Below are 17,364 nucleotides of genomic sequence, written 5' to 3'. Positions count from 1 at the left end.
GGTGAACATCGACAAGACCGCCGTCGACGGCGCCGCTGTCGTCGCGCTGGCCGGCAGGCTCGACAACGCCGGCTCACAGGTCGCGCGCGAGGCGCTCATCACGGCCATCGAGCCGGGCGGCAGGCTCGTCATCGACATGACGGCATGCGACTACGTCGCCAGCTCGGGGCTGCGCGTGCTGCTCATCGCCGCCAAGCAGGCGGCGATGGCCGGATGCAAGGCCGTGCTGTGCGGCGTGCAGCCCGCCGTGTGGGACGTCATCGTCATGACCGGGTTCGAGGACGTGCTGGAGGCCTTCGGCGACCGGACACAGGCGCTGGCGGCGCTCACCGCGACGGGGGCGACCCCATGAGCCCGACCGGGCAGGTCGTGCGCGTCGACTCCTTCCCCACGCACGAGCACGAGGGCATCAAGCTCCGCCCCGGACGTGTCATGCCGTTCGGCGCGACCATCGTCGAGGGCGGCGTCAACTTCAGCATCTACTCGAGCCATGCGACGTCGTGCAAGCTCGCGCTGTTCCACCGTGGCGAGCCCGAGCCCTACGCCGTCATCCCGTTCCTCGACGAGTTCCGCATCGGCCACGTCTTCGCGATGGTGGTCTACGGCCTCGACTACGAGGACACCGAGTACGGCTACATCATGGATGGCCCGAACGACTTCGCGCAGGGCCACTGGTTCGACCCGGACAAGATCCTCCTCGACCCCTACGCGCAGATCATCTCGGGGCGTGACGTCTGGGGCGAGATGCCCGACGACGGCGCGCTGCGCCCGCTGCGCTCGCGCATCCTCCAGAACGACTTCGACTGGCAGGGCGACCGGCCGCTCCAGATCCCCATGGAGGACCTGGTCATCTACGAGGCGCACGTGCGAGGCCTGACGGCGCATCCGTCGTCGGGCGTCAAGCACCCGGGCACCTTCGCAGCCGTGCGCGAGAAGATCCCGTACCTCAACGACCTGGGGATCAACGCCGTCGAACTGCTGCCGGTCTACGAGTTCGACGAGTTCGAGAACTGGCGCATGAGCCCGGACGGCTCGACCCGGCTGCTCAACTACTGGGGCTACTCCACGGTCGGGTTCTTCGCGCCCAAGGCGGGCCTCGCGGCCACCGGCCACCTCGGCATGCAGGCCGACGAGCTCAAGGCGCTGGTGCGCGACCTGCACCGCAACGGCATCGAGGTCATCCTCGACGTGGTGTTCAACCACACCGCCGAGGGCAACGAGAACGGCCCCTACATCTCATTCCGCGGCGTTGACAACAAGACGTACTACCTGCTCACGCCCGACGGCTGGTACTACAACTTCTCCGGCTGCGGCAACACGCTCAACTGCAACAACCCCGTGGTGCGGAACATGATCCTCGACTGCCTGCGGTATTGGGCGTCGGAGTACCACATCGACGGGTTCCGGTTCGACCTCGCATCGATCCTGGGCCGCGACCAGAACGGCGCGCCGCTGGAGAACCCCCCGCTGCTGGAGAGCCTCGCGTTCGACCCCGTGCTCGGCAAGTGCAAGCTCATCGCCGAGGCGTGGGACGCCGGCGGCATGTACCAGGTGGGCACCTTCCCGTCCTGGGGGCGTTGGACCGAATGGAACGGCAAGTACCGCGACGACGTGCGGCGCTTCCTCAAGGGCGACTCGGGCGTCACGTGGCGGGCCGCCCAGGCCATGCAGGGCTCGCCGCACGTCTACGACCCGCAACATCGCGGGCACTGCGCGTCGGTCAACTTCATCACGGCGCACGACGGCTTCACGCTCATGGACCTGTTCAGCTACAACGAGAAACAGAACCTGGCCAACGGTGAGGGCAACCGCGACGGCGGCAACGACAACCACTCCTGGGACTGCCAACTCCCCGGCGCCACCGTCGAGCAGACGCGGGCGCTGCGTCACCAGATGGTCAAGAACGCCCTGTCCGTGCTGCTGCTGAGCCACGGTGTGCCGATGCTGCTGGCCGGCGACGAGTTCGGCAACTCCCAAGGCGGGAACAACAACGCCTACTGCCAGGACAACGAGATCGCCTGGCTCGACTGGCAGGACCTCGAGCGCAACGGCGACATCTTCGAGTACACGAAGAGGCTCATCGCGCTGCGCCGCGACCACGAGTGCCTGCGCAGCTCACGCGACGCGGGAAGCCCAACCAAGAACGGCTACCCGCGCGTGTCGATCCACGGCGTGCGGCCATGGGACGCCGAGTACGGGGGCACGACCTTCGCGACGCTGTTCTGCGGAGACGACGACTTCGTGTACATCGCGCTCAACATGCACTGGCAGGACGTCGACTTCCAGCTGCCGCAGCTCCCACCCGGCTTCACGTGGGAGAAGAGCCTCGCCTCCGCCGTCGACGCGGACCACCCCAGCGACGGACAACTGCGCGTGCCCGCGCGGTCGGTCATCGTCCTCACCTCAACGACGCAAGGAGTCTGACATGCGATTCATCCAGTCCGTGGGAGAGACCACCCACATCGCCCTGACCGGGAAGCTCGACTTCTCGACCGCCTCCGTGCTCATGGAGGAGTTGCGCACCCTGGTCGGCGCCGGCGTGAGCCGGATCGAGTTCGACTGCTCGGGGCTCGAGTACATCTCGAGCGCCGGCATCCGGGCCATGGTCTTCGCCAAGCAGAAGATCGCCGCGGACGGCGAACTCGAGATCGCCCTCACCGACGCGTCGCCCAACGTGCAGGACGTGTTCGTCACCAGCGGGCTTGACGGCTACTTCGAGTTCGCGGCATAGGCAGCGGCCGCCATGATCACCCGCAGGCAGTTCGACGCGTCCCCCGAGGCGGTCGACGACATGCTCAGCCTCGTCGACACCCTGACACAGGGGCTCGACGCGAAGGTCGCGTTCGACCTGAGGCTGGCCTGCGAGGAGATCCTCGTCAACATCGTCAGCTACGCCTACCCCAACGGCGGTGGGCGGCTGACGGTCACCTGGGACCACGACACGGCGGCCCACGCCGTCGTCGTGCGGTTCGAGGACTCCGGCATCCCGTTCAACCCACTCGACCAGCCCTCACCCGCCCTCGACGTGCCGATGGCCGAACGCGAGATCGGCGGGCTCGGCATCATGATGGCGCTGCAGCGGGCCGACGACGTGCGCTACGAGCGGCGTGAGGGCATCAACGTCCTGACACTCACCAAGGGGTACTGAGCCGTGCGCAGCATGAGGTTCGGCACGCGTCTGCTCGCCGTGATCCTGATCGTCGCGACGGTCGCCATGGGGACGATCTTCGCCTTCTCCTACAGCGAGATGCGTGCCCTGTCGCGGGCGTCCCAGGAGATCAACGCCGAGGTCAGCGACGTGACGCTGCGGCGCTCGCAGGACAAGTTGACGTACCAGGCCAAGTCGTACCTGAGCCTGCTGGCGACGGCGCAGGCCACGAGATACGACGTCGCGATCACGCGCGTCAAGGACGACATCGCGAACATCACCCGGTACATGGAGGAGCTCTACGCGCAGCCCGACAGCTTCGCGAACGCGCTGCCGACACCGGGAACCGATGAGCTCGACGGGCTGTCACTCGGTGTGCACATCCCCTCCACGGTCGCCAGGACGCCGCAGGTCGACGACGAGCTCGAGTTGGTGCGCAACTCGTTCTACCTGATCCGGATGCTCATCCAGGCCAACCCGACGATCATGTCCGCCTATGTCGGGACGGCGTCGGGGATCATGTTCCAGCTCGCCGACTCCCCGCGTGAGCACGCCCCCGACTGGGACCCGCGCGCACGGCCCTGGTTCGAGATTGCGTCGGCGACCGACGGCTTGGCGTGGACCGACGTCTACCCGGACGCGGTCACCGGCGAGCCGCACGTCACTGGCGCCCAGGCGTTCCGCCACCCTGACGGCACGATCGCGGGCGTCGTCGCCGCGGACATCCCCCTGGCGAAGGTGGACGTCGACCTGCGGGCACTGCAGATCGGCGAGACAGGCCGGGCGTTCCTCGTCGACGCGGCGGGCAACGTCATCGTCGACACCAACCTGACCGCCGCGCAGCTGCAGGACCAAGCCGCGGTGAGGTCCCGATACGCGGACGTCCTTGCCGTGAAGGGCCAGTCGCTGCGCGGCCGGATCACGGCCGCCATCGACGGCACCGCCTATCACATCGCCTACGCGCCCATGGCCGCCACCGGCTGGTCGCTCGGGTTCGCGGTGCCGGTCCACGAGATCGAGACCAACGCCCGGCAGCTCGAGGCCGTCGTCAGGGACAAGGCCGACGAGGCGCAGACGCGCATCCAGGAGCAGTTGGCCGCCGAACGACGACGCTTCGCGGTGATCTTCCCCTCGGTGCTCGCACTCGTGGCGCTCCTGTCGATCGCCGTGTCACGCTCGATCACCAAACCGATCACGACGCTCGCCGCGGGCGTCGCCGAGGTGGGCTCCGGCAACCTCGACGCCAAGGTCGACGTGCGATCGAACGACGAGATCGGCGAGCTCGCCACCGGCTTCAACCAGATGACGGCCAACCTCAAGCAGCGTGCCTCCGACCTCGCCCGAGTCACGGCCGAGAAGGAGCGGATCAACTCCGACCTGCGCATCGCCACGGACATCCAAGACGACATGCTGCCGAAGATCTTCCCGCCGTACTCCGACCGGGACGATCTCCACCTGGCCACGTTCATGCTCCCCGCCAAGGAGGTGGGCGGCGACTTCTACGACTTCTTCTTCCTCGACGAGGAGGAGACCAAGATCGCCCTGGTCATCGCGGATGTGTCAGGCAAGTCCGTCCCCGCAGCCCTCTTCATGGTCATCGCGAAGACGCTCATCAAGAACAACATGCACCTGCCGCCCGCTCAGGTGCTGAGCACGGTGAACAACCTGCTCGTCGCGGACAACAACTCCTCGATGTTCGTCACCACGTACTACTCCGTGCTCGACCTCACGACAGGCGAGTACTGCTACGCGAGCGCCGGCCACAACCCGCCGGTGCTCTACCGGGCGGCGAGCCGAAAGATCGCCTACCTCGAGGTGCCGAAGGCGCCGCCGCTGGGCGTCTTCGCGGGCAAGTCGTTCGTGACCCAGAGCCTGCGGCTCGAACCCGGCGACGCCCTGCTGCTCTACACCGACGGCGTCACCGAGGCGTTCAACCGCACGTCGCAGATGTACGGCAGCGACCGGTTGCTCGACGACCTCTCGGCGCTGGTCGACCAGCCCGCGCACGCGGTGGTCGACAGCGTGTACGCCGCCGTCGAGACCTTCGCGGACGGTGAGGAGCAGTCGGACGACATCACCATGCTGTTCTGCCGGTACGCGGGACCCGCGACGGCGTAGGCACGCCACCGCTACCGGCCGCCTGGCCGTCGGATCGTCGTCAGCGTCTTGCGCCAGCCCGAGGAGAGCCCTCGTCGCCCCCGTGACCCAGCGGGGCGCCCGCCGCGTCTGCGCTCTCGCCAGAGTCCGGCGCCGGCTCGGGGGCGGCGACGACAGGCCGGGTGAGTGCGTCCTCGTCACGTTTGCCGGTCGGCACGCAGGCCAACGCGACCAGCGCGCCCATCCCGACGGCCGCCGGGATGAGCACCTGCGGCTGACGCGCCGTCGTGACGATGGCGCCGCCCGCGGGGACGCGCAGCCACATCCGCCAGGCGTCGGACACGGTGTAGGTGCTGGCGTCGGGGATGTCGTTCGCGTCCCCCTGGAGCGTCAGCGTGCGGGCGTCGGGCGCGTCGGCAGCCTCGATCGCCACCACGCGGTGCGTCACCAGGCTGGCGTCGGACTGCGGCACGGTGACGACGTCGCCCACCGCGAGGTCGCGCGCCGCGACCTTGTGGGCGATGAGCGCGTCACCTCGCAGGATCATCGGGCTCATGGAGCCCGAGGTCACCACCAGGGTCTGCAGCGCGCCGACCTGGACGGCCACGAACAGCGCGCCGCCCAGCACGCCGACGACGGCGGCCAGGGTCAGCGCGGCGTTGCCGACGCGGCGCAGCCACTTCACGGCGACGGCTCCTGCGACCCGACGTCGCCCGCGGCGCTGGCCCCGCTCGTGGGAGCCTCCGTCGCGAGCGGTGCCAGTTCGGCGTCGGGCGCCTCCGGCTCGCCAGCCGGGTCTGGCGGGGGCTGCGGAACGACGTCGCCGCCCGGTGGCGCACCGTCATCGACGGTGGTGGTGTCGGAGGCTGCGGCGTCATCGGCCTGCGGGGCGCCGACCGGCGGCGCGTCGACCTCGGACGCCGGCGCAGGCGGCTCGCCCGGATCGCCCGGATCGCCCGGATCGGCAGGGTCGGCCTGGGGCGGCGCATACGTCCAGTCGACCTGGACCACGACGGTGTCGACCACCGCGCCGGCCCCGGGCGCCTCGGCGGACGGCGCCGCCTCGGGCGCCGGCGCCTGCTGCGCGGCACCGGTCGCGGCCGTGAGCACAAGCACGCAGGTGATCGCCAGCGCCGCCTGAGCGACACGTGCGTGCCTGACGGGTGCGTGGATCATCGGATCGCTCCTGAGGCATGGCAGCGCGCGAGCCGACGACGGCGCATCGACGCGGCGCCCAGCAGGGTCACGCCCGCTCCGGTCAGCGCCGCCGCGGCGAGGAGGGTCAGACCAGGCGTCGTACCCGTGCGGGGCAGCCAAGATGCAGCGCCGACGGCGGGGGAGCCCCCGGCGGTCGTGCCGGGCGCGACGTCGTCGCCCTGCGCGGTGAGGCGATACGCGAGCTCGGCGGCCTCGGACGGGTCGACGTCGTCGTCGACGGTGAGGCCCACTCGCAGGTGGGTCGTGCCCTGGGCGGGGACGGGCAACGCGGGAACCCGGCCGTCGCTGTCGAACCGCCAGCCGACCGCGAGGTCGACCTGCGAGCCGGCGCACGTGTCACCGACCCACGGATCGGCGCAGCCCAGGACGGTCGTGGCGATCGAGTCGGCGAGGTCGCCGACGCCCGTCACCGCAAGGAATGTGGTGGCGCCGTCGGTGGCGAAGGTCGAGGTGACGTCGAGGGTCTGCCACCGGGTCTCCCCGGGGCGGAGCCGCTCGAACGTCAGATGCGACGACGGGGTGAGGTCGCCGTCGTCAACAGCGGTGGGGCCCGCCGTCGCAGTCGGGCCGGTCGCCGCGAGGAGACCGCCCGCGAAGAGCATGACGACGGTCAGGCGAGCGACGCGCCATGCGGCGTGTGGCATCGGAGTTCCTCCTGACGGATTGTGGAAGAAGCCTGGGCGGGACGCCCGAATGGCGTCCGGCGCCCCACCCAGGGGATGGCGCCGCGCGAGCGCGAGGCGCGGGTGTCAGGTCACGGGGCCGGCGGCGTCGGACCCGTCGGCGCGAAGCCGATGCCAGACGCGGTGATCTGCACGGGGCCGACCGCCACGGGGACCTGTGTGTTGACCGCACCCTCAACGATCTGCGGCTGCGTCAGGACGGTCAGTGCCGCCGTCCAGGTCATGCCCCCATCACTTGAGGAGAATGCAGTGCGAGCGATGCGGGTGGGCTGGCCCTCCACTGGGTACACGGTCTTCGCACTCCCGAGGTCCGCCCAGAAGTCCTCAGATCCCGCGACCGACTTGATGTCCAGCTTGCCCCCCGCCGCGTCCTTCACGGTGAGGGTTTGGGTGTACCACAGAGCCACCCCGTTGGCGGAGACGGTTGCCCCAGGCAGTGCACTCTCGGCACCAGCCTTGTCCCACCGACCCGCATCCGCGTCCCACCACGTCCCGTCAAGGAGGATGTCGATGCCCTCCGCGTGAGAGAAGTCGTCCTCGGTGGGAGCGGTGCCGTAGACGGTGACGGCGACGACCGGGTCGAACCCGGCCACACCGGCCAGTCCCGTGAACTTCACGTCAGACGTCCACGCGGCCGACGTCGCCGCGGCCCCGAGCCCCAGGATCGCCAGGCTCGCGAGGCCGATCCTGATCTTCGTGTTCTTGCGCATCATCCTGTTCCTTCTCGTGTGCGACGCGCGTTCGGGCCGCGCGCCAGGGTTCGTGTCTCAACTTCCCGGACCCTCAAGGGCGACGGGTGGGGCCGGGACCGACGGGCTATCTGCCTGCCGCGCTGACTGCGAGGTGGACAGTTCCGTTCGTGAGCTCGGCGGTGTCGCCGGAGTGCCGCAGCGTCGCGGAAACCCGGTAGTACGGGCGCCCGTCATCGCTGTGCGCGGCGATGGTGACATCGATGAGTTCGACGGCGTGGCCCGCATCATCGACGAGCCAGGCGGTGATCGCGGTGGGGTCGAGCGAGATCGCGGTCGCCGGGCTCGCCCGGACGTCGACCGTGACCGTGCCCCCGGGGGCGAGGTCCGGTGTGACGCGGAGGGGTCCGCGGCCCCAAGCACCCAACGGCGGGCCAGCCTCACGGACCTCGAGGAACTGGACCTCGTCACCAGGGGGGTCGGGGTTGGCTGGTGGCGCCGGTTCGGCTGGTGCCGTGGGTCCGGTGTCGGCCGGATCGCGGGTCGGGTCGTCGGCGTCGGCATCGGTCGAGTCCGGGACGGCACGGGCAGCGCCGCCGTCGAGCATGTCGACATCCCCGGTGAAGGGGGCGGGATTCGGGTCAATGGTGAATTCCGTGACCCCGGCGGTACCCGTGAACGCGACCCTGGAACTCCACGCCGCGCCCGTCGGAACCAGGCCGACGGTCGCAGCGCTCATGCCGAGTACCGCCACAGAGGCAAGGAGTCCGCGCCCGGCTGTGCTGTTCAATCTGGGCATGCGCTATCGCCTTCCGTCATTCGTGGAAGTGGTGAGCGCTACGGCGCCGCCGTAGTCGCTGAATGGCCATGCGCCGAACGACTTCCGGGCACGGCGTCGACTTCGTTGTCTTTGCAGGGCGCCACGCGCCGCGCAGAACCTCTCATACTCCGTTGCGGAGGAGGGGCCACGCCTCGGACGGGCGATGCGCTCGCGACGCTTCGATGCGGTCACCCGTGTCGGGTGCCGACCAGCCTGCGCGGGTCCCCAGATCCGCGGGCTTGTGGCGAATATAACTCCGAGCACTCGTCATTGCGCGCTCAAATTGAGAGATATCGGTTTCCAATTGTGCGAGGCCTTGGAGTGGGCGACCCAGAGTGTTCGGGTCGCCGCTATGCACGCGCGGCTATCGCCCCCGAGCGCCCTCTCGTCGCCTGCGCCGGGGCCGTGAGCACCCCGCCTCGCCGCGATCTGGGCGTGCGAGCGTGCCCACCCCATAAACGACGAGCCCGACCGCGACGACGCCGGCCGCCTTCGGCCCCCAGCCCGTCGTCGTGACGAACCCGGCCCACGGCACCCGGTAGGCGACCTTGCCCATCACCTGCTCGGCCACCAGCGGGGCGTCGTCGGCCGTGTTGGCGTCGCCGCGCGTCACCAGTCGGCGGCCGCCATCGCCGTCGTACACCCGCACGACCCGGTGGGTCACCAGCGTGGGATCGCCCGACGTCGGCTGGAACGTGATGACGTCGCCCGGCGCGACGTCGTCGCCGGACACCGGACGCGAGACCACCAGGTCGCCAGGGGAGTAGGTCGGCTCCATCGACCCGGACAGCACCGCCAGCGGCACCGCGCCCAGCACGCGCGGCACGACGACGACCGCGCCGGCCAGCAGCACCAGTCCGAGCAGCAGCAGGGTGGTCAGCGCGCCGAACGCGGCGCGTGCCGCGCGGCCGGGGCGAGACGTCGTCGCCGGCGCCGGTTCGGCGGGGGAGGTAGCGTTCATGGTCGATGCCTCAGTCTCGTGGCCTACTCGTTGACCGTGGTGGGGGTTCGCTGCGCCACGGACGGGTCGTCGCGCACGTGCGGCAGCGCCACGGTCAGCGCGTCCTGCCAGGCGCACGTGCCGCCGTCGGGCAACACCTGGATCACGGTCGCCGTCAGCGTCCCGTCCGCAAGGGTGAGGCGAGGCCCGACCACCTCGGGCGGCGCCGGCATCACCGCGTTGGTCAGGGTGAACGCGATCGGCAGCGAGAACGCGCCGTCGGCTGCCACGCGCACGACGGGGCGACGCTCCCGCGGCGGGACGGCGGCCCCGGCGCGCACCAGCAGCACCTCCGTCGTCGACCGGCCCAGCGACCCGATGGTCGAGCCCGACACGGCGTAGGCGCGCTGGCCCGCGACGTCGGTGGTGGAGGTGACCTGATCCCATGAGCGTTGATCGGCCGGGGTGCTGCGGGTCGACCACTGGTGGTCGACCCGCAGCACCCCGGCGTCGAGCGCTGCGCCCTTCAGGCTGCCGGTGACCGTTGCGGTGAGCGTCAGCGCGCCCGGCACGAACGAGCAGTTCAGGACGCACAGCGGGGGCTTGGCGTAAAGCCCGTCGAGTTCGTACGGCCCAGCCCCGAAGTCGGGCGTCAGACCCGACAGTTGTACGGCGCCCGTGCGCAGGGCCACCGACGTCGCGCCGCCGGCCACCCGCCAGCGCGCGCTGGTCGCGGGCGTGTCGGCGGCGAGGCTGGTGACGGCGAGTGCGGCGGCCGTGCCGGCGGCCACGAGTGCGATCCTGGCGCGGGTCAACGGGGCTCCTGGGTGCGCCGGGCTCAGGCTGACGGCGTCACAGTCTGGGCACCTCATGCACCGTGACGTTCCCGCCGTCCGAGCCGTCCCAGACGAAAAGCGTCGCCGAGCTGATGTGCGGCTCGCTGGATCCACCAGCGGCCGCGGGCGCGGCGGCGCCAGGCTCATCGGACGGCAGCCGCTGGGTCAAGGTGACGACCATGTTCTCGAGCCAGATGGAGGTGTCCATGCCGTCGCCGTGGGTGTTCTTGTCGGCGTCCCAGTGGATCTGCGCGATGAGGTCTCCCGTGGTCTTTTCGGTCAGCACCACCGAGCCCGGGCCGCTCACGAGCTCGCGCACGCCGTTGCCGTCCTCAAAGAGCCAGGTGAGCGTGAACTGCTCCTCCAGGCCCTGGGGTGAGCCGGTCGCGGCCACCAGGGAGCCGGACGCGCCGAGCGTCGCCTCGAGCGTCGTGCCCTCGACGGTCATCTCGACGGGGACGGCGCCGCGGACGGTGATCCCCGGGTTGAGCAGCAGCGTTTCGCCGGCAGGGACGGTCGTCCAGTTCCCGCCGGACAGGTACGACCAGGTCGGCTCGGCGGTGGTCTTCGCGACGCCGAGCTTGCCCGTCTCGACCGCGACCTTAGGGATGCCGGTCGACGCCTCCCACCGCGCGAACGTGCCGCCGGTGCCCAGCAGCAGCACGCCGCCGGCGATCGCGGCGATCGCGCCGCGCGTCCTCTTGCTCATCCTCTGGCTCATAGGGCCTCGTCTCTCGCGCGTCAGGGCGCGTCACGGTGGAACGGTGGGGTGCCCCGGACGGGGCGCCGCCGTCGTCGGCGTGACGGACGGCCCGCGCTCCCCGGGACGGTCGCCAGCACGCGAGTTCGAGCATTTGCGCGGTGTTCGAGCGCTTGGCGGAAGTTCGAGCGCCCGGGCGCTCGAACGGGACGACGAATGCTCGAACTCGCGTGAGGGGGTTGCCTGCGCTCCGGGGCGGGCGATCGCCCCGGAGCGCAGAGTGCCGGGCACTCCTCCAGGGAGTCCCTTTCAGGGGGCTCCGCAAGTGCCGACGACATTCACCTTACGAGTGAGGTCAGACCACATGACGCGCTGGCGCGATCCCTCGGGCCGATGGCGTTTTGCCATCGTTTTCGCCGCGGGTATCGTTTTCGGCCCGACGCGCCATTCCGGCGAAGCCCGTGTGCGCCATTCCCGCGAACTCTCGCGGCGCTGTCGCGCATGTGGCACTTCCGCGCCGGCGTGCGCCCCACCTCGCCCCGGCGCACGACGACGCCCCACACGCGTTGCGGGCGTGTGGGGCGTCGTCTGGCGCGCCTGCCTGCGGTGCGGCGCGCCGCTCGCCGCTGAACGGACGACGGCGAACAGACCAGCGCCTCAGCGCATCAGCGGGTCAGCACCACCTTGAGCGCCTTGGTCTCGGCGGCGCGACTGAACACGTCGTACGCCTCCTCGATCTCGTCGAGGTCGAACGAGTGGGTCGCGAACGCGCCCGCCGGGAGCTTGTGCTGGGCCACCAGGCGCAGCAGCATCGGCGTCGTCGACGTCGAGACAAGGCCCGTCGTGATGGTGATGTCGTGGATCCACAGATCCTGAAGCGCGAGCTCGACCGGGCTGCCGTGCACGCCCACATTGGCGACGTGCCCGCCCGGCCGCACGATCTGCGTGCACATGGTGAACGTGGCGGGAATGCCGACGGCCTCGATGGCGACGTCGACGCCCAGCCCGTCGGTCATGCCCAGAAGCTGCTCACGCCAGTCCGACTCGCTCGACCGCACGGTGTCCGTGGCGCCGAAGTGCCGCGCCTGCTCCAAGCGATTGGCGTCGAGGTCGACGGCGATGACGCGGCTCGGACCTCCGAGCGCCGCGGTCGCGATGGACGCCAGGCCCACCGGGCCCGCGCCGATCACGGCGACGACGTCACCCGGTGACACCTTGCCGTAGCGCACGCCGATCTCGAACCCGGTCGGCAGGATGTCGGACAGCATGACGGCGGTCGCGTCGTCGACGCCGTCGGGAAGCTTGTGCAGCGAGCTGTCGGCGAACGGGACGCGGACGTACTCGGCCTGCGTGCCGTCGATCAGGTGGCCAAGGATCCAGCCCAACCCGGGCGCGCCCTCGTCGGCCAGGCAGTGCGCGTACAGGCCGCGGCGGCAGAACGCGCACGTGCCGCACGCCGAGACGCACGAGATGATGACGCGGTCGCCCACGGCCATGCTCTGCACACCGGGGCCGACCTCGGTGATGGTGCCGACGCCCTCATGCCCGAGGATCCGCCCGTCGGTCACGGCGGGCACGTCGCCCTTGAGAATGTGCAGGTCGGTGCCGCAGATCGTCGTGGTGTCGATCCGCACGATGGCGTCTGTGGGTCGCAGGATCGTTGGGTCGGGGACGTCCTGCCACGCTTTCGAGCCCGGGCCGTGGTAGACGAGTGCCTTCATGGGTGGGACCTCCTCATGTGGGCGCCCACCCCATCGTGGACGCCTCGGTTCCCTACCCGATCACGGGCTGCGCCTGCGTCGATAGGGCGCAAGGTCCGTCGCGGCGGTGCCGGAGGTCCCGACGGACTGGGGTTTTCCCCAGGAGTTTCGACGGCGTGCGGTTTGTGTGGCGTGTGGTTTCGACGGGCTCAACCACCCGGGGTGGCGGCGGTTGAGCCCGTCGAAACCACAGTTGCGCGTCACACGAGGTCGCGCACCGCCGCGTACTGCTCGCGGACCACCGGCACCGGGTTGGCTGGCAGCGTCGTCGTCATCTCCGTCGACCACGCCGGCGCGTCGACCGGGGCCCCGGCCTCCGACGACGCGAGCACCCACGCGGCCTGGCGGGCCGCGCCGTCGGCCACGTACTCACCGGGCGCCGGGATGGAGATCGGCAGGCCGAAGATCTGCGGGGCGATCTGTTGCACGGCGGGCGACTGGGCCGCGCCGCCGATGAGCATGACCCGCTCGACCGGCACGTCGAGGGCGCGCAGCGCGTCGAGGCCGTCGGCCAGGCCGCACAGCATGCCCTCGATGTAGGCGCGGGCGATGTGCGCGCGCGTCTGGTTCTTCAGGCGGATGCCGTGCAGCGTGCCCGAGGCGTTGGGGCGGTTGGGCGTGCGCTCGCCCTGCAGGTAGGGCACCAGCACGAGGCCGTCGGACCCGGCCGGGGCTGCGAGCGCGAGGTCCGCGAGCTGGGTGAAGTCGGCGTCGAGGATCGCGCGCGCGGCGTCGAGCACCTGGGCGGCGTTGAGCGTGACGGCGAGCATGAGCGCGTTGCCGGTGCAGTCGGCGAACCCGTTGATGGCGCCCGACCCGTCGGCGGTGCGCCGGGGCGCGACGGCTGAGACGACGCCCGAGGTGCCGATCGAGATCGCGATGTCGCCGGGCGCCATGCCCAGGCCGATCGCGGCGCCCGCGTTGTCGCCCGCGCCGGGGCCGATGAGCGTGGCGCCCGTGCCCGCTACCGACGGGTGTGCGAGCGCGCCCGACTCGGTCGGGCCGATGACGCGCGGCAGCACGATGTCGTCGCGGCCGAACGCGAGCCTCAGCAGATCGCGGCGGTAGGCGCCCGCGCCGCCGTCGGCCTCGGCGTCGTAGTAGCCGGTGCCCGACGCGTCGGACTTGTCGGTGAAGAGCTTGTCGAGCTGCGGGCCGAGCGGCGCGGTCGGGTCGCCGGCGGGGCCGTAGCCGGCGATGCGCCAGCTCAGCCAGTCGTGGGGGAGCGCGACGGCGGCGACCTTGGCGGCGTTCTCGGGCTCGGCGTCGCGCAGCCAGCGCAGCTTGGTGATGGTGAGGCTGGCGACCAGCACGGAGCCGACGGCGTCGGCCCAGGCCTGCGCGCCCGCGGCGCGGTCGCCGTCGCCGAGCTCGACGATGAGGTCCTCGGCGGCCTGTGCCGAGCGGGTGTCGTTCCACAGCAGGGCGTCGCGCACGACGTTGCCCTGCGCGTCGAGGGCGACCATGCCGTGCTGCTGGCCGCCGACGGCCAGCGCGGCGACACCGGCGAGCCCGCCCGCCTTCTCCGCGGCCTCGCGGAACGCCGTCCACCAGTGCCGCGGATCGACGGACGTCCCGTCCGGATGCTTCGCCGCCCCACTACGCACCAGCACACCGGTGTCACTGTCACGAACCACAACCTTGCAAGACTGGGTGGACGAGTCCACCCCAGCAACCAGTGCCACAAGAACTCCAAAGAACGAACGCCGAGGTACCGGAATCCGGTCACCGACGTCGTCCACGGTGACCGAGGGACGGTATTTCGCCGGAGGACCGGTACCTCGACGGGGGAAACGGGGGGGGTATGGGGGGCGAGCCCCGTCACCTGGGGGTGACGGGGCTCGCCTGGGGTGGGTGACCCGAGGGGGGGTCAGCCGAGGATGTGGTTGAGGGCGAGCTGGTGCAGGTGCACCAGGCCCTCGTGGCGCTTGCCGAGCGAGGCGATGTCCTCGTCGGGCTCCGCGAGGAACGACTCGAACGACTCACCGGCGGCGAGGGTCGTCGAGGCGTCCAGCACGCCGGCCTTCTCGAACGCGGCCTGGACCTCGGCGTCGGCGCGGTAGGCCTTCGACGCGGCGGCGAGCAGCTCGTAGGTCTTAATGTTCGCCGCGGCCGACTCCCAGATGCCGTCGATGTACTCGGTGCGCGAGGGCTTGTAGTCGAAGTGGCGGTAGCCCTGGTAGGGGGCGATCGTGCCGTTCGGCGAGCCGTTCTCGAGCAGGTCGACCGTGAAGAAGGCCGAAAGCAGGTTGCCGTGGCCGAACACCAGGTCCTGGTCGTACTTCGGGCCGTTCTGACCGTTGAGGTCGATGTGGAACAGCTTGTTGACGTACAGGGCGAGGGCGAGGCCGTGGGTGTAGTCCAGGCCGGCCATCTGCTCGTGGCCCGTCTCCGGGTTCACGCCGACGATGTCGCCGTTGTCGAGCGTGTTGATCAGCGCGATGGCGTGGCCGATCGTCGGCAGGAAGATGTCGCCGCGGGGCTCGTTCGGCTTCGGCTCGAGGGCGACGCGCATGTCGTAGCCCTTCGACTTGATGTACGCGGCGACGGTGTCGATGCCCTCGGCGTAGCGCGCGTGCGCGGTGCCCAGGTCCTTGGAGTTGGCGTACTCGACGCCCTCACGGCCACCCCACATGACGAAGGTGGTCGCACCGAGCTCGGCGCCCAGGTCAACCTGCTTGAGGACCTTGCGCAGGCCGTAGCGGCGGATCGAGCGGTCGTTCGAGGTGAACGAGCCGGCCTTGAAGACCGGGTGCGAGAACGTGTTGGTCGTGACCATCTCGCAGACCAGGCCGGTCTCCTCCGACGCGGCCTTGACCGAGTCGATGGCGGCCTGACGCTGGGCCTCGGTGGCGTCGATCGGCCACACGTCGTTGTCGTGGAACGTGAAGGCGTGCGCGCCGGTCTCGGCGAGCTTGCGGATGTTCTCGGCCGGGTCGAGGTGCGGGCGGGTCGCGTCACCGAACGGGTCGACGCCCTGCCAGCCGGTGGTCCACAGGCCGAAGGAGTACTTGATGTCGCTCACGGGTTGTCTTCTCCTCGTCGAGCCGCGCAGCAACCCCGCACGGCATTAGTTGTACGGCTGAACTATTGCGTGGCGCTCCGCTACAGTCAAGGCGTGCCAGCCGATTCGCAGACGACGTCTCTCGGGTCAGCCGCCCGCCAGCACACGTTGCGTGAGCGCAACCTGGAACTGGTCGCCCGGGCGGTATTTGATTCGCCGGATCCACTGTCGCGCGCCGATGTCGCCGCGTCCACCGGACTGGCGCGAGCCACCGTGTCCACGCTCGTAGATCGGCTGGTGGCGGGCGGTTTGCTCGCTGAGCTGGCGCCGATCTCCGCTCAGCGGGCGGGACGGCCGGCAGTTCCGCTCGTCCCGGCGGCGCGATCTGTCGTAGGCGTCGGCCTGGAGGTCAACGTCGACTACCTCGGCGTGAGTGTGATGGACCTCACAGGCGACATCGTCGATGAGCGAGTCGAGCCAGGATCATTTCACGACAGCAATCCGGCCGAGATCCTGCCGCGCGTCGGCAAGCTCGCACGCGAGCTCATCGACGTGTGTGTGGAGGACGGCATGCGCGTCGCCGGGGCGCGCCTGGCCCTGCCCGGCCTCGTCGACACCCGCGCCGGCGTGCTCCAGGTCGCGCCCAACCTCGGCTGGTCCTCGCTCGAGCCCATCGCGCCGCTCGGCCTCGACGGGCTGCACGTCGAGGTCGCCAACGAGGCCAAGCTCGCCGGGCTCGCCGAGCTCAACGGCGACGTCGCCCCCTCGTTCCTGTACGTCTCGGCCGACGTCGGCATCGGCGCCGCGATCATCGTCAACCGCGAGCTCTTCCTCGGCGAGCGCGGCTGGAACGGCGAGATCGGGCACGTCGTCGTCGATCCCGCCGGACCGCGCTGCGGCTGCGGCGCCTTCGGCTGTCTGGAGCAGTACGCCGGCAAGGACGCCGTCATGCGCGCCGCCGGCCTGGCCGCCGACGCCCCGCTCGAGACCCTCGTGCACGCGCTGCACACCCGCGACGAGGCCGCCGAGAAGGCCGCGCGGCGCGCGGCGCTCGCGCTCGGATCAGCCCTCGCCGACTTCGTGAACCTCGTCGACGTCGGCACCATCGTGCTCGGCGGCGCCTACACGACACTGCTGCCGTGGCTGCGCCAGGAGGTCACCGACGTGCTCAACGACCGCGTGCTCTCGGCGCCCTTCGCGCCCGTGACGGTGCGCGGCGCCGCCGCCGGGCCCTACGCCGCCATGGCGGGTGGGGCGCGCGAGGTGCTGCGCGGCGTGCTGGCGGCTCCGGCGGACTGGGTCTGAGCCAGCGAGGTGAGGGCGGTCGCGGCGGGCCGGTAGGCTTGTCCGGACGCCGGGGAGTTGGCGTCACGCCGCCGACGGCGGCAGGCCTGCGTAGCTCAGTGGATAGAGCATTCGTCTCCTAAACGAAGGGTCGGCGGTTCGAGTCCGCCCGCGGGCACCCGAGA

Annotated in this window: 17 protein-coding genes and 1 tRNA gene; 7 read left to right on the top strand and 11 right to left on the bottom strand. The window is 70.6% G+C overall.

Annotated elements, in window-relative coordinates:
- The first annotated feature begins 1 nt into the window (after position 1).
- The 5 genes from EV386_RS11545 to EV386_RS11525 are packed head-to-tail and all read left to right on the top strand — an operon-like array spanning position 2 to position 5,266.
- A complete protein-coding gene (locus EV386_RS11545; protein ID WP_165399910.1) occupies positions 2-352 on the top strand; it encodes an STAS domain-containing protein in 351 nt (116 codons plus the stop codon).
- On the top strand, positions 349-2,424 hold the full coding sequence (locus EV386_RS11540) for a glycogen debranching protein (RefSeq protein WP_130415116.1): 2,076 nt from the start codon (positions 349-351) through the stop codon (positions 2,422-2,424). The genes EV386_RS11545 and EV386_RS11540 overlap by 4 nt, the downstream gene beginning before the upstream one ends.
- A 1-nt stretch (position 2,425) precedes the next feature.
- Positions 2,426-2,731: an STAS domain-containing protein gene (locus EV386_RS11535; protein ID WP_130415114.1), complete on the top strand. Its 306-nt coding sequence runs from the start codon at positions 2,426-2,428 to the stop codon at positions 2,729-2,731.
- 12 nt (positions 2,732-2,743) lie between these two features.
- The gene (locus tag EV386_RS11530) at positions 2,744-3,148 is read left to right on the top strand and encodes an ATP-binding protein (RefSeq protein WP_130415112.1); all 405 of its coding nucleotides are present in this window, start codon (positions 2,744-2,746) and stop codon (positions 3,146-3,148) included.
- A gap of 12 nt (positions 3,149-3,160) precedes the next feature.
- Positions 3,161-5,266: a SpoIIE family protein phosphatase gene (locus tag EV386_RS11525; RefSeq protein ID WP_130415110.1), complete on the top strand. Its 2,106-nt coding sequence runs from the start codon at positions 3,161-3,163 to the stop codon at positions 5,264-5,266.
- A gap of 40 nt (positions 5,267-5,306) precedes the next feature.
- Here the strand turns inward: EV386_RS11525 and EV386_RS11520 are convergent, their stop codons facing one another.
- The 11 genes from EV386_RS11520 to xylA form a co-directional block, all read right to left on the bottom strand.
- Positions 5,307-5,930 (bottom strand): signal peptidase I, encoded by a 624-nt coding sequence (locus tag EV386_RS11520; protein ID WP_130415108.1) that lies wholly within the window; start codon positions 5,928-5,930, stop codon positions 5,307-5,309.
- On the bottom strand, positions 5,927-6,421 hold the full coding sequence (locus tag EV386_RS11515) for a hypothetical protein (protein ID WP_130415106.1): 495 nt from the start codon (positions 6,419-6,421) through the stop codon (positions 5,927-5,929). The genes EV386_RS11520 and EV386_RS11515 overlap by 4 nt, the downstream gene beginning before the upstream one ends.
- Positions 6,418-7,107 (bottom strand): hypothetical protein, encoded by a 690-nt coding sequence (locus EV386_RS11510; RefSeq protein WP_130415104.1) that lies wholly within the window; start codon positions 7,105-7,107, stop codon positions 6,418-6,420. Before EV386_RS11510 ends, EV386_RS11515 begins: the two co-directional genes overlap by 4 nt.
- A 110-nt stretch (positions 7,108-7,217) precedes the next feature.
- Positions 7,218-7,856 (bottom strand): hypothetical protein, encoded by a 639-nt coding sequence (locus EV386_RS11505; RefSeq protein WP_130415102.1) that lies wholly within the window; start codon positions 7,854-7,856, stop codon positions 7,218-7,220.
- 106 nt (positions 7,857-7,962) lie between these two features.
- On the bottom strand, positions 7,963-8,574 hold the full coding sequence (locus EV386_RS11500) for a hypothetical protein (RefSeq protein WP_130415100.1): 612 nt from the start codon (positions 8,572-8,574) through the stop codon (positions 7,963-7,965).
- Between the two features lie 445 nt (positions 8,575-9,019).
- Positions 9,020-9,616, bottom strand: coding sequence for a signal peptidase I (locus tag EV386_RS18335; RefSeq protein WP_165399907.1), 597 nt, complete (start codon positions 9,614-9,616; stop codon positions 9,020-9,022).
- A 23-nt stretch (positions 9,617-9,639) separates the two neighbouring features.
- Positions 9,640-10,410 carry a hypothetical protein gene (locus EV386_RS18330; protein ID WP_165399906.1) on the bottom strand — a complete coding sequence of 257 codons (771 nt, stop codon included), beginning with the start codon at positions 10,408-10,410 and terminating at the stop codon, positions 9,640-9,642.
- Positions 10,411-10,447: 37 nt separating this feature from the next.
- Positions 10,448-11,140, bottom strand: coding sequence for an alternate-type signal peptide domain-containing protein (locus EV386_RS11490; protein WP_165399905.1), 693 nt, complete (start codon positions 11,138-11,140; stop codon positions 10,448-10,450).
- 656 nt (positions 11,141-11,796) lie between these two features.
- The gene (locus tag EV386_RS11485) at positions 11,797-12,852 is read right to left on the bottom strand and encodes a zinc-dependent alcohol dehydrogenase family protein (RefSeq protein WP_130415094.1); all 1,056 of its coding nucleotides are present in this window, start codon (positions 12,850-12,852) and stop codon (positions 11,797-11,799) included.
- A gap of 239 nt (positions 12,853-13,091) precedes the next feature.
- Positions 13,092-14,576 carry a xylulokinase gene (locus tag EV386_RS11480; RefSeq protein ID WP_130415092.1) on the bottom strand — a complete coding sequence of 495 codons (1,485 nt, stop codon included), beginning with the start codon at positions 14,574-14,576 and terminating at the stop codon, positions 13,092-13,094.
- Positions 14,577-14,761: 185 nt separating this feature from the next.
- A complete protein-coding gene (gene xylA / locus EV386_RS11475; protein ID WP_130415090.1) occupies positions 14,762-15,916 on the bottom strand; it encodes a xylose isomerase in 1,155 nt (384 codons plus the stop codon).
- A 252-nt stretch (positions 15,917-16,168) separates the two neighbouring features.
- Here xylA and EV386_RS11470 point away from each other — a divergent pair, with 252 nt between their 5' ends.
- Positions 16,169-17,200 (top strand): ROK family protein, encoded by a 1,032-nt coding sequence (locus tag EV386_RS11470; RefSeq protein WP_242607936.1) that lies wholly within the window; start codon positions 16,169-16,171, stop codon positions 17,198-17,200.
- Positions 17,201-17,284: 84 nt separating this feature from the next.
- Positions 17,285-17,357, top strand: a tRNA-Arg gene (locus EV386_RS11465).
- Positions 17,358-17,364 lie beyond the last annotated feature (7 nt).

The organism is Xylanimonas ulmi (assembly GCF_004216535.1).
Classification (GTDB): domain Bacteria; phylum Actinomycetota; class Actinomycetes; order Actinomycetales; family Cellulomonadaceae; genus Xylanimonas; species Xylanimonas ulmi.
The sequence above is the reverse complement of the archived record's forward strand: the minus strand, read 5'-3'. Positions and strand labels throughout refer to the sequence as shown.